The organism is Kineosporia rhizophila, from assembly GCF_021277265.1.
Lineage (GTDB): Bacteria > Actinomycetota > Actinomycetes > Actinomycetales > Kineosporiaceae > Kineosporia > Kineosporia rhizophila.
Map to the genome: position 1 here is coordinate 54,065 of NZ_JAJSOH010000024.1, position 12,629 is coordinate 66,693.

The window sequence follows — 12,629 nt, forward strand, 5'->3', positions numbered from 1 at the left end:
ACTGGCACTCCGGCGGCGTGAGTGCCAGGGTCTTCCGATCACCCGGAGACCCGGCGCAACGCCATGGATCGTGACTGAGACGTGGGGTGGCATGAGCGAGGAACGCAAGCTCGCCGTGCTGCGCGCCATCGTCGAGGACTACGTGGAGACGCGGGAGCCGGTCGGCTCGCGCGCCCTGGTGGAACGGCACTCGCTGGGGGTGTCGCCGGCCACCATCCGCAACGACATGGCCGCGCTGGAGGACGAGGGGTACATCGCCCAGCCGCACACCAGCGCCGGGCGGGTGCCCACCGACAAGGGCTACCGGATGTTCGTCGACCGGCTCAGCGGGGTCAAGCCGCTGTCGCAGGCCGAGAAGCGGGCGATCCAGACGCTCCTCGACGGCGCCGTCGACCTGGACGACGTGGTGACCCGCACCACCCGCCTGCTGGCCCAGCTGACCCGCCAGGTCGCGGTGGTGCAGTACCCGTCGCTGAGCCGCTCCACGGTGCGTCACGTCGAGCTGGTGGCCCTGGAGGGCAACCGGCTGCTGGTCATCCTGATCACCAACACCGGCCGGGTCGAGCAGCGGATGGTGCCGCAGGCCGGCGAGGTCTCCGAGGCCACCCTGTCGAGCCTGCGCAGCCGGCTCAACCAGGCCGTCGCCGGCCGCCGCCTGACCGAGGTCAGCGACCTGGTCGCGGCCCTGCCCGAGATGTTCGCGCCGGACGAGACGGCCCTGGTCAGGGCCGTGATCGAGGCCCTCGAGGACTCGCTCGACATCGAGCGCGAAGAGCGCATCGTGCTGGCCGGCACGGCCAACCTGGCGCGCTCGGGCACCGACTTCGTGCAGACCATCGGCCCGGTCCTGGAGGCCATCGAGGAGCACGTCGTGCTGCTCAAGCTGCTCACCGAGATGGCCGACGGCGCCGGTGGCGTGGGCGTGCTGATCGGCCGCGAGACCGCGCACATCGGGCTGATGGAAGCTTCGGTGGTCTCCAGCGGTTACGCCTCGCAGGGGGAGGTCGTGGCGCGCCTGGGCGTGCTCGGCCCGACCCGGATGGACTACCCCAACACGATGGCGGCCGTGCGCGCGGTGGCCCGCTACGTCTCCCGGATCCTGGCATCGTGACCCATGCTGGGAGCCGGGCCGGCCCGACCCGCCGCGAATCCTGAAACCTGACCGCACCCTTCATTGCACCGACCTGGAGAGAACATCACCGCCGTGAGCGATTACTACGAGGTGCTCGGGGTTTCCCGGACGGCCAGCCCCGAGGAGATCAAGAAGGCGTACCGGAAGCTGGCCCGCCAGCTGCACCCCGACGTGAACCCGAGCGAGGAGGCCTCGGAACGGTTCAAGGAGGTCGGGCGCGCCTACGAGGTCCTCTCCAGCCCGGAGAAACGCCAGGCGTACGACAACGGCGGCGACCCGAACGGGGCCGGTGGCTTCGGCGCCGGGTTCGGCTTCACCGACATCTTCGAGACCTTCTTCGGAGGTGCCGCCGGGGGCGCCGCGCGGGGTCCGCTGCCGCGTCAGCGTCGCGGCCAGGACGCGCTGATCCGGATCGAGATCGACCTGTCCGAGGCGGCCTTCGGCGGCCAGCGCGAGCTGCAGCTGGACACCGCCGTGGTCTGCCCGGTCTGTTCCGGCAGCTGCTGCCAGCCGGGCACCCAGCCGCAGATCTGCGACGTGTGCAAGGGCCGGGGCCAGACCCAGCGGGTGGCCCGCTCGTTCCTCGGCCAGGTGATGACCACCCAGGCCTGCGTCGCCTGCCAGGGCTTCGGCACCGTGATCCCCAGCCCCTGCCTGGAGTGCTCCGGCGAGGGCCGGGTGCGCTCGCGCCGCAGCCTGACCATCAAGGTGCCCGCCGGGGTCGAGACCGGCACCCGCATCCAGCTCTCCGGCCAGGCCGAGATCGGGCCCGGCGGTGGCCCGGCCGGTGACCTGTACGTCGAGATCGTGGAGCGTCAGCACGCGGTCTTCACCCGGCGCGGCGACGACATCCACTGCACCGTCGAGGTGCCGATGACGGCGGCCGCCCTGGGCACGACGATCGAGCTGGAGACCCTGGACGGGGTGGAGAGCTTCGAGGTCCGTTCCGGCGCCCAGGCCGGCGAGGCCACCACCATGCGCGGGCTGGGGGTCACCCACCTTCGCGGCGGGGGCCGGGGCGATCTGGTGGTGCACCTGGCGGTGGTCACCCCCACGAAGCTCGACGAGCAGCAGGAAGAGCTGCTGCGTCAGTTCGCCAAGCTGCGTGGCGAGGACCGTCCGGCAGGCCGGATGACTCCGGTGCACACCAGTGTGTTCTCGAAGCTGCGCGACCGCTTCTCCGGCCGCTGAGTCCAGAACTGAACCCAAGGACGTCTGTAAGCAAGTTTGTGGACGTCCGTGGGCGCCGGTGGGGTAGGGCCTTCGCGGCCAGGAAGATGAAGGCGGATTCATGACGCTGCCCAGGTTTTTCGCCGCGGAGGGCGCCCTGTCGGGGGTAGGCCCGCAGTCGGCCCTGGTGCTGGACGGTGAAGAGGGCCGGCACGCGGCCTCCGTACGGCGGATCCGAGCCGGGGAGACGGTCGAGCTGGCCGACGGCTCGGGTGTGGTTGCGCGTTGCGACGTCACCGCCAGCACCAAGGACCGGCTGGACCTGCTGGTCACCTCGGTCGAGCAGCACGAGCCCCCGGCGCTGCGGTTCGGCCTGGTGCAGGCGCTGGCCAAGGGCGGGCGGGACGAGCAGGCGGTCGAGACGGCCACCGAGGTGGGCGTCGATCTGGTGCTGCCCTGGCAGGCCAGCCGCAGCGTGTCCCGCTGGGAAGGGCCCAAGGTGGCCAAGAACGAGAAGCGCTGGGCCACGATCGCCCGTGAGGCCGCCAAGCAGTCCCGCCGTCCGCGCATCCCCGTGGTCGAGCCGCTGCGCAACACCTCGGCCCTGGCCAAGCGGCTGGCCGAGGCCGACCTGGCGCTGGTCCTGCACGAGGACGCGACCGTGCCGCTGGTCGAGGTGAAGCTGCCCGCGGCCGGTGAGGTGCTGCTGGTGGTGGGGCCCGAGGGGGGCATCGGGGAACCGGAACTCGCTGCTCTGACCGAGGCCGGGGCCACCCCGGTCCGGCTCGGCCCCGAGGTGCTGCGGACCTCCTCGGCCGGCCCGGTGGCGCTCGGGCACCTCGCCGCCGTCTCCGGGCGCTGGGCCTAAAAGGCGTCTGCGGCTGAAGAGGCTCGCTGCGGGGACGAGATGCGCTGTCACTGACGAGGTCTGCTGAGCTGGTCCACGCCCGCGATAGCGTGCCGCCTGTGACTGCTGACCCGGACTGCCTGTTCTGCAAGATCGTCGCCGGCGACATCCCGGCCGACATGGTCTACCGCGGCGACCGCGTGGTCGCCTTCCGCGACATCAAGCCCGCCGCCCCCACCCACATCCTGGTCGTGCCGGTCGACCACCACCCCGACGTGGTGCAGCTCGCCGCCCAGGACGAGCCGCTGCTGACCGAGCTGGTCACGGTGGCCGGGGAGATCGCCAAGGCCGAGGCCGGGGGCGAGTTCCGGCTGCTCTTCAACACCGGCGCCGGGGCCGGCCAGACCGTGTTCCACGTGCACGGCCACGTCCTGGCCGGACAGATCCAGGGCCTCGCGGGCTGAACCCCGCTCCGGGTCCGACTCTGATTCGGGGGTAAATCGGGGCGCCGTGGAATGGGGACGGCGGCTACGATCGTTGGCGTAAGCGCTGCCCACCAGCCGGGCAGCGAGCCGAACCCGGAAGGCGGGCGCAGCCCCAGCTCATGACGGAACCGAAGAGCGCTCCGCACAAGGGCGCGGAGGCCGTGCACCGGATCGTGGTGCCGTCCGAGGTCAACATGGTGGCCCTGCTGGGATCCCGGGACGAGGTTCTGCGGGCGATCGAGCGTGCCTTCACCCGGGCCGACGTCCACGTGCGCGGCAACGAGATCACCATCACCGGCCCGTTCGGCGAGGTGGCCCTGGTCGAGCGGCTGATCGACGAACTGCTCGCCGTCGTCGCCTCCGGCCAGGCCCTCACCCCGGACGCGGTGGAGCGGTCGATCAACATGCTCCGGCAGCAGACCGCCGAGCGGCCGGCCGACGTGCTCACCCTCAACATCCTGAGCAACCGTGGCCGCACGATCCGGCCCAAGACGCTGAACCAGAAGCGCTACGTCGACGCGATCGACCAGCACACGGTGGTGTTCGGGATCGGCCCGGCCGGTACCGGCAAGACCTACCTGGCGATGGCCAAGGCCGTGCAGGCGCTGCAGGCCAAGCAGGTCAACCGGATCATCCTGACCCGGCCCGCCGTGGAGGCGGGGGAGCGGCTGGGCTTCCTGCCCGGCTCCCTGACCGAGAAGATCGACCCGTACCTGCGCCCGCTCTACGACGCGCTGCACGACATGCTCGACCCGGATCTGATCCCGCGACTGATGGCCGCCGGGACGATCGAGGTGGCCCCGCTGGCCTACATGCGCGGACGCACGCTGAACGACGCCTTCATCGTCCTGGACGAGGCGCAGAACACCTCGCCCGAGCAGATGAAGATGTTCCTGACCCGGCTGGGCTTCCAGTCCAAGATCGTGGTCACCGGTGACGTGACCCAGGTCGACCTGCCCAGCGGCACGCAGTCCGGCCTGCGGGTGGTGCAGGACATCCTGGACGACGTGGAGGACATCCACTTCGCCCAGCTGACCAGCACCGACGTGGTCCGGCACCGGCTGGTCGGGGAGATCGTGGAGGCCTACGGCCGGTGGGACACCGAGCAGCAGGTGCAGCAGAGCGCCCGGGCCACCCGCCAGCCGCAGGACCGGATGGCCCCGCAGAACCGGATGGAACGGCGTAACCGCACCGGTCGGTAGGCCGGCCGTGTCCCCGGCCACCGGCGGCCAGCAGGCCGGTGGCTCGGGGACCTCCCGCGATGCGAGACAATGCCCAGGTGAGCATCGAGGTCAACAACGAGAGCGGCGTCGCCGTCGACGAGGCAGAGGTGGCCGCCCTGGCCCGCAGCGTCCTCGACGCGATGCGGGTGCACCAGCAGGCCGAACTGTCGATCGTGATGGTCGACGAGCCCTCGATGGAACAGTTGCACATCCAGTGGATGGACGAGCCGGGCCCGACCGACGTGCTGTCGTTCCCGATGGACGAACTGCGCCCGGGGAAGGACGACGAGGAGCCCGAGCCCGGTCTGCTCGGTGACATCGTGCTCTGCCCGGCGGTCGCGCAGAAGCAGGCCCGCACGGCCGGTCACTCGTTCGAGGAGGAGCTGCTGCTCCTGACCACCCACGGGATCCTGCACCTGCTCGGCTACGACCACGCCGAGCCGGAGGAGGAGAAGGAGATGTTCGGGCTGCAGCGCAAGCTCCTGCTCACCTTCCTGGCCACCCAGGGCAAGGGCTAGTCGCCGGTGGTCGGTCTGGTCTTCATCGCACTGGTCCTCACCGTCGTGGCCGGTCTGGCCGCGGCGTCCGAGGCCGCGCTGTCCCGGATCGGCCGTTCGCACGCGGCAGACCTGCAGGCCCAGGGCCGGCGCGGTGCGGCCGCGGTGGTCAAGGTGGCCGACGAGCCCGCGCCGGTGCTCAGCGTGGCCACCCTGCTGCGGGTCACCGCCGAGGTGGGCGCGGTCGTCTCGGTCACGTTCGCCACGATCGAGGCGCTGGGCAACTACTACACCTCGGGTGTGGTGGCCGGGCTGATCATGGCCGCGGCCTCGTTCGTCATGGTCGGGGTGGGCCCGCGCACCCTGGGTAGGCAGTACGCCGACAACGTGGCGCTGATCGCGGCCCCGCCGCTGGTCGCGCTGACCACCGTGCTGGCCCCGCTGACCCGGCTGCTGGTGCTGATCGGCAACGCGGTCACTCCGGGCAGCGGGCTGCGCGACGGGCCGTTCGCCTCCGAGGCCGAGCTGCGCCAGGCGGTCGACATCGCCCAGGAGAGCCAGCTGATCGAGCTGGGCGAGCAGAAGATGATCCACTCGGTGATCGGTCTGGGCGACACCCTGGCCCGTGAGGTGATGGTGCCGCGCACCGACGTGGTGTCGGTCGACCGCGACCGGAACCTGCACGACGCGATGTCGCTGTTCCTGCGCTCCGGCTTCTCCCGGGTGCCGGTGGTGGGCGGCGGCCTGGACGACCCGGTCGGCATCCTCTACCTGAAGGACGTGGCCCGCCGGATGCACGAGCACCCCGACGCCGGGCTCACCCAGCGGGTCGAGTCGATCATGCGGCGGCCGGTGTTCGTGCCCGACAGCAAACCGGCCGACGAGCTGCTGCGCGAGATGCAGCACGCCGGTCACGCGGCGATCGTGGTGGACGAGTACGGCGGCACGGCCGGCCTGGTCACCATCGAGGACATCCTGGAGGAGATCGTCGGGGAGATCGCCGACGAGTACGACCGGGCCGAGATCGCGGTGGAGAATCTGCCCGACGGCCGCCGCCGGGTGAGCTCACGGATGCACCTGGACGACCTCGGGGAGCTGTTCGGCATCGAGATCGAGGACGAGGAGGTCGACACCGTGGGCGGTCTGCTGGCCAAAGGCCTGGGCCGGGTGCCGATCGCCGGGTCCACCACGGCGGTGCAGGGTCTCCTGCTCACCGCCGACACCTTCGAGGGCCGGCGGCACAGCCTGGCCACGGTCCTGGTCGGCCGGGACGACGACGCCCGGGCCGGCACCGAACCCGAGCTCGCCGAGGCACAGCCGGCAGCGGAAGGAAGCCATCCCCGATGACCACCCCGATGACCACTCCGATGACCGGTACCCAGAAGAACGTCACGCTGGCCCTGAACGGCCTGCTGCTCGTCGTTTTCGTCGGCTCTGCGCTGCGCGGCGGCTGGTGGCTGCTCCTGCTGGTGCTGGCGATCTCCCCGGCGATGCGGATCTACCGGGTCTACCGCCCGGCCGATCCGTCGCGGGTGGCCGAGCGGTTCACCGAGCCGGGCGGGCACCGGGTGGTGCTCCAGGTCGCCGGGCCGAACCCGATCGCGGTGATCCGCGAGATCCGCCGCACCACCGGGCTGGACCTGCGCGCCGCCAAGCAACTCCTCGACGAGGCCCCCACCATCGTCAAGGAGAACCTCAGCGAGTCCAGCGCGGGCCTGGTCGCCGACCACCTGCAGAAGGCCGGGGCCCGGGCCCTGGCCGCACCCATCGGAGAAAAGTGACGAACACGCCCGACACCCAGCACCGGTCCGGCTTCGCCTGCCTGGTCGGCAGGCCCAACGCGGGCAAGTCGACGCTGACCAACGCCCTGGTCGGCGAGAAGATCGCGATCACCTCGGACCGCCCGCAGACCACCCGGCACACCATCCGCGGCATCGTGCACCGGCCGGACGCCCAGCTCGTGCTGGTCGACACCCCCGGCCTGCACCGCCCGCGCACACTGCTCGGCGAGCGGCTGAACGACCTGGTGCGCGAGACCCTGCTGGAGGTCGACGTGGTCGGCTTCTGCCTGCCCGCCGACGAGAAGATCGGCCCGGGCGACAAGTTCATCGCCCGCGAGCTGAAGGAACTGCGCCGCACCCCGATCGTCGCCATCGTGACCAAGTCCGACAAGGTCAAGCCGCAGCGTCTGGCCGAGCACCTGCTCGAGGTCCAGGAGCTGATGGAGTCGGACGACATCATCCCGGTCTCCGCGGTCGACGGGTTCCAGGTCGGCGCCCTGGTCGACGTGCTCATGGGGCACCTGCCCGAGGGCCCGCGGATGTACCCGGACGACGAGCTCACCGACGAGCCCGAGAACGTGATGATCGCCGAGCTGGTGCGCGAGGCCGCGCTGGAGGGTGTGCGGGACGAGCTGCCGCACAGCCTGGCGGTGGTGGTCGAGGAGGTCAGCGAGCGCGAGGGCCGGCCGCAGAGTGCGCCGCTGCTCGACGTGCACGTGCTGCTCTACGTGGAGCGCGACAGCCAGAAGGCGATCGTGATCGGCCGCGGCGGGAGCCGGCTGCGCGAGGTCGGCACCAAGGCCCGCAAGGAGATCGAGGCCCTGCTGGGCACCCGCATCCACCTGGACATCCGGGTCAAGGTGGCCAAGGACTGGCAGCGCGACCCGAAACAGATGCAGCGGCTGGGGTTCTGAGTGGCGGCGCCCCGAGGGGTGCCGCCGGAGACCGCCAGACGCAGGCTGGGCCTGTTCGCAGACCTGACCCCGCTGCGCCACAGCCCGGCCTACCGTCGGCTGTGGCTGGGCACGTTGCTGTCCTCGGTCGGCGCCCAGCTGACCACGGTGGCGGTCGGTCTGCAGGTCTACGACCTCAGCGGATCCAGCTTCAGCGTGGGCCTGGTCGGCCTCTTCGCGCTGGTGCCGCTGGTGGTGTTCGGCCTGTACGGCGGGTCGGTCTCCGACGCCTTCGACCGCCGCAAGGTTCTGCTGGTCAGTTCCGGCGGGCTCTTCGTGACCGCCCTGTGTTTCGCGGCGCAGGCCTGGGCCGGGCTGAACCAGGTCTGGCTGCTGTACGGCCTGGTGGCGGTGCAGAACGGGTTCTGGGCGGTGAACTCACCGGCCCGGATGGCGATCCTGCCGCGGCTGCTGCCGAAGGAGATGCTGCCCGCCGCGAACGCGCTGTCCACCCTGGGCAACAGCGTGGGGATGACGCTGGGCCCGCTGCTGGCCGGGTTCTCGGTCAGCCACCTGGGTTTCGGCGGTACCTACTTCAGCGAGGTGCTGCTGCTCGGCGTCGCCCTGACCACCCTGGTGGCCCTGCCCGCGATGCCGCCGCTGGGCGAGGTGCGGCGTTCCGGGCTGGCCTCGGTGCTGGAGGGCCTGAACTATCTGCGCACCCGCCCGAACGTGCGGATGACGTTCCTGGTCGACCTGGTCGCGATGATCTTCGGCATGCCGCGCGTGCTGTTCCCGGCGCTCGGTGCGGTGGTGATCGGCGGTGGGGCCACCACGGTCGGCGTGCTCTCGGCCGGGATCGCCACCGGCGCGGTGCTGGCCGGGGTCCTTTCCGGTCCGCTTGGCCGGGTGCGCCGTCAGGGTCTGGCGGTGCTGGTCGCGATCGTGGCCTGGGGCGCCAGCATCGTGGGTTTCGGCGTGGTGGTCGGCCTCTCGTCCGGCCCGGACGCGGGTGGCGGGGCGCACTGGCTGCTCTGGCCGGCTTTCGGGCTGCTGGTGCTGTCCGGCGTGGCCGACTCGGTCAGCGGCATCTTCCGCAGCACGATCCTTCAGACCGCCACCCCGGACCACATGCGCGGCCGTCTACAGGGCGTTTTCGTGGTGGTCGTCGCGGGTGGGCCACGGCTGGGTGACCTGGCTGTCGGGTCGGCGGCCGACCTCACGAGCGAGAGCGTCGCGGCGATCGCCGGGGGCCTGACCTGCATCGCGCTGGTCGTGTTCCTCGGCCTGCGGAACCCACGTTTCGCCCGGTACGACGCGCATAGTCCCGAGGCCTGACGGGCGGGTGTCCGCCGAGCGGGGGTAGGCCGGCGCGGGCTCGTACGAATCGGTGAGCTGACCTACTGGGGGCACCTCCCAGCCCCCTAGGGGCTGGGGGACCATTGTTTGTCGTGCCCATGAGCCGAGCCGGCCTGTCCGGGCCAGCCACCCCACCACCACGCCCAGCACGGCGCCGATCAGCCCGCCCAGGCCATTGGTGATCACGTCGTCCACGTCGGTGGCCCGGCTGTAGATCGGCAGCTGCAGGATCTCCACGCCGATCGAGACCAGCGTGGCGAGGGCCGCGCAGAGCAGCATCCGGCGGCGTAGGGCCAGGTACAGGAAGAAGCCCAGGGGGATGAACATGGCCACGTTCCCGCCGAGGTAGATCAGGAGGTCGGCCGGGTCGTGGGTGTAGCGCTGCAGCGTGCCGAACGGCTCCAGCTGCAGGCGGCCGGGGCTGGTGGCACCCGAGCGGCGGGTGAGCGTGCTGATCGCGATCACCCCGAGCGAGCCGGCCACCAGGCACAGGGCCCAGACCTGCAGGCCGCGCACCGGTCTGCGGTTGCGCAGCAGCACGGCGGCAGCGAGCGCCACCCCCGCCACGACGATGTCGAGCGCGAGCTGCAGACCGAAGCTGCCGCCGAAGGCCAGCGCGTTCTCGAACCAGTACCCGTCGGCGACGGGGACAAGGGATTTCAGGGTGACCACCGGCTCATGATGGGAAGGCGGCACTGAGAAGTCCCTGAGGCAAACATCCGTAGCCGCTGAGATCCCACCGGATGCAGCAGTCAGGCGGTTCGATTGTCGCCAGGGGCAAATGCGTGTGTAACCTGTCGACCGTGCGTTCGGAGCTTCTCCTCCTTGGTCGCCGCGGCGGGACCTGCTAGGCCGGTCCTCTCGTCGCGGTGGTTTTCTGCATGCCGGCCGATCGTCCCTTTACCTCAGCCCAGCAGAAGAGGCCCGAAGCCATGAAGAACACCCAGAAGCCCTCCGGCATGCCTGTCCACAAGTACGTGCCGTTCCACGAGCTGATCGATGTCGCCGTGGAGAACCGCACCTGGCCGGACAAGCGGATCGAGGTGGCGCCCCGCTGGTGCGCCGTCGACCTGCGCGACGGCAACCAGGCCCTGATCGACCCGATGAACTCCGAGCGCAAGCGCCGGATGTTCGACCTGCTGGTCCGCATGGGCTACAAGGAGATCGAGGTCGGCTTCCCGGCCGCCAGCCAGACCGACTTCGACTTCGTACGGGAGCTGATCGAGGGCGGTCACATCCCCGACGACGTGACCATCCAGGTGCTGACCCAGGCCCGGGACGCGTTGATCGAGCGCACCTTCGAGTCGATCCGCGGTGCCAAGCAGGCCATCGTGCACCTGTACAACTCCACCTCCACGCTGCAGCGCAAGGTGGTGTTCAACACCGACGAGGACGGCATCGTCGACATCGCGCTGAACGGCGCGCGGCTGTGCAAGAAGCTGGCCGACGAGATGGTCGGCACCGACGTGTACTTCGAGTACTCGCCGGAGTCGTACACCGGCACCGAGCTGGAGTTCGCCAAGCGCATCTGCAACGAGGTGCTGGCGGTGTTCGAGCCCACGCCCGAGCGCAAGGTGATCATCAACCTGCCCGCGACGGTCGAGATGGCCACGCCCAACGTGTACGCCGACTCGATCGAGTGGATGAACCGGAACCTGGCCTTCCGGGAGAACGTGATCCTGTCGCTGCACCCGCACAACGACCGGGGCACCGCGGTGGCCGCGGCCGAGCTGGGCTACCAGGCCGGTGCCGACCGGATCGAGGGCTGCCTGTTCGGCAACGGTGAGCGCACCGGCAACGTCTGCCTGGTCACGCTGGGGATGAACCTGTTCAGCCAGGGCATCGATCCGCAGATCGACTTCTCCGACATCGACGAGATCCGCCGCACGGTCGAGCACTGCAACCAGCTGAAGGTGGCCGAGCGCCACCCCTACGGCGGCGACCTGGTCTACACCGCGTTCTCCGGCTCCCACCAGGACGCGATCAAGAAGGGCATGGAGGCGCTGAACGCCTCGGCCGCGGCGGTCGGCAAGACCGTCGAGGACGTGGTCTGGGAGGTTCCGTACCTGCCGATCGACCCGCACGACGTGGGCCGCTCGTACGAGGCCGTGGTGCGGGTGAACAGCCAGTCCGGCAAGGGCGGCGTCGCCTACCTGATGAAGAACGAGTACCAGCTGGACCTGCCCCGCCGCCTGCAGATCGAGTTCAGCCAGGTGGTGCAGAAGCACACCGACTCCGAGGGCGGCGAGGTCACCCCGGGCCAGCTGTACACGATCTTCTCGGACGAGTACCTGCCGGCGGCGGCCCGTCAGTGGGGTCGCTACGCGCTGAAGTCGATGCAGCACACCAGCGACGAGAACGGCACCGACCAGCTGCGGGTGGAGATCGTCGACGACGGCGCCCCGTTCACCCTGCAGGGCACCGGCAACGGCCCGATCGCGGCCTTCGGTGACGCGATGGCCGGGCACGGCGTGTCGGTGCGGGTGCTGGACTACAGCGAGCACGCGATGAGCGCCGGCGGCGACGCCAAGGCCGCGGCCTACGTCGAGTGCCAGGTCGGCGAGCAGGTGCTGTGGGGCGTGGGCATCGACGAGAACATCGTGCGGGCCTCGCTGAAGGCCGTGCTGTCGGCGGTCAACCGGTCCGTAGGCCGCTGACTTTCGGTGAATTGATGACGCGGGTGGTCGCCTTTGGGCGGCCACCCGCGTCATCGGTTCCGCTGGAGGAAGCCGGCGAGCCGCCGGCTTCCCAGGCCCGGCTTCGCAACCCGCCGGCTTCGCAACCCGCCGGCTTCGCAACCCGCTGGCTTCGCAACCCGGCTTCTCAGGCCGGACTTCGCTGGCCCGGCTTCCCAGGCCCCGGCTTCGCAAGCCCGGTTTCTCTGGCCCCGGCTACGCAACCCCGGCTTCTCGGGCTCCGGCTTCGCAGGCCCGAGCTTCGCAGGCTGGTCTTCGCAGGCCCGGTTTCGCTGGCCCCGGCTACGCAACCCCGGCTTCTCGGCTCCGGCTTCGCAGGCCCGAGCTTCGCTCGCTGGGCTTCGCACCCCCGGGCTTCGCTGGCCCCGGCTACGCAACCCCGGCTTCTCGGGCTCCGGCTTCGCAGGCCCGAGCTTCGCAGGCTGGGCTTCGCACCCGCGGGCTTCGCTGGCCCGGCTTCCCAGGCCCCGGCTTCGCAGGCCCGGAGCGGTCGGCCGGCGCAGCCTCCGGTCCGACCAGGGTTTCCATTTTTTCTGGCGAGACGAT

Annotated in this window: 11 protein-coding genes and 1 pseudogene; 11 read left to right on the forward strand and 1 reads right to left on the reverse strand. The window is 70.6% G+C overall.

The annotated features are described in order from the left end of the window. Positions 1-91: 91 nt before the first annotated feature. The 10 genes from hrcA (at position 92) to LWF15_RS27045 (ending at position 9,366) form a co-directional block, all read left to right on the forward strand. On the forward strand, positions 92-1,111 hold the full coding sequence (gene hrcA, locus LWF15_RS27000; protein ID WP_232813755.1) for a heat-inducible transcriptional repressor HrcA: 1,020 nt from the start codon (positions 92-94) through the stop codon (positions 1,109-1,111). A 93-nt stretch (positions 1,112-1,204) separates the two neighbouring features. Beyond that, a complete protein-coding gene (dnaJ, locus tag LWF15_RS27005) occupies positions 1,205-2,323 on the forward strand; it encodes a molecular chaperone DnaJ (RefSeq protein WP_232813756.1) in 1,119 nt (372 codons plus the stop codon). A 100-nt stretch (positions 2,324-2,423) separates the two neighbouring features. Continuing rightward, positions 2,424-3,170, forward strand: a complete 747-nt coding sequence (locus LWF15_RS27010) for a 16S rRNA (uracil(1498)-N(3))-methyltransferase (protein WP_232813757.1) — start codon at positions 2,424-2,426, stop codon at positions 3,168-3,170. Between the two features lie 158 nt (positions 3,171-3,328). Beyond that, positions 3,329-3,613: an HIT domain-containing protein gene (locus LWF15_RS27015; RefSeq protein WP_408624109.1), complete on the forward strand. Its 285-nt coding sequence runs from the start codon at positions 3,329-3,331 to the stop codon at positions 3,611-3,613. Between the two features lie 140 nt (positions 3,614-3,753). Then, positions 3,754-4,836, forward strand: a complete 1,083-nt coding sequence (locus LWF15_RS27020) for a PhoH family protein (protein WP_232813759.1) — start codon at positions 3,754-3,756, stop codon at positions 4,834-4,836. A 77-nt stretch (positions 4,837-4,913) separates the two neighbouring features. Beyond that, positions 4,914-5,375 (forward strand): rRNA maturation RNase YbeY, encoded by a 462-nt coding sequence (gene ybeY, locus LWF15_RS27025; protein WP_232813760.1) that lies wholly within the window; start codon positions 4,914-4,916, stop codon positions 5,373-5,375. Between the two features lie 6 nt (positions 5,376-5,381). Continuing rightward, entirely contained in the window at positions 5,382-6,701 is a 1,320-nt protein-coding gene (locus tag LWF15_RS27030) for a hemolysin family protein (protein WP_232813761.1), read from the forward strand. After that, the gene (locus tag LWF15_RS27035) at positions 6,698-7,135 is read left to right on the forward strand and encodes a ribosomal protein L7/L12 (RefSeq protein WP_232813762.1); all 438 of its coding nucleotides are present in this window, start codon (positions 6,698-6,700) and stop codon (positions 7,133-7,135) included. Before LWF15_RS27030 ends, LWF15_RS27035 begins: the two co-directional genes overlap by 4 nt. Next, positions 7,132-8,049 carry a GTPase Era gene (gene era, locus LWF15_RS27040; RefSeq protein ID WP_232813763.1) on the forward strand — a complete coding sequence of 306 codons (918 nt, stop codon included), beginning with the start codon at positions 7,132-7,134 and terminating at the stop codon, positions 8,047-8,049. The genes LWF15_RS27035 and era overlap by 4 nt, the downstream gene beginning before the upstream one ends. Further along, positions 8,050-9,366 (forward strand): MFS transporter, encoded by a 1,317-nt coding sequence (locus LWF15_RS27045; protein WP_232813764.1) that lies wholly within the window; start codon positions 8,050-8,052, stop codon positions 9,364-9,366. A 171-nt stretch (positions 9,367-9,537) separates the two neighbouring features. Here the strand turns inward: LWF15_RS27045 and LWF15_RS37840 are convergent. Further along, a pseudogene (locus LWF15_RS37840) lies at positions 9,538-10,083 on the reverse strand (VanZ family protein); the annotation flags it as partial. Between the two features lie 236 nt (positions 10,084-10,319). Between LWF15_RS37840 and leuA the strand changes: the two are divergent. Next, the gene (gene leuA, locus LWF15_RS27055) at positions 10,320-12,044 is read left to right on the forward strand and encodes a 2-isopropylmalate synthase (protein WP_232813765.1); all 1,725 of its coding nucleotides are present in this window, start codon (positions 10,320-10,322) and stop codon (positions 12,042-12,044) included. Positions 12,045-12,629: the final 585 nt, after the last annotated feature.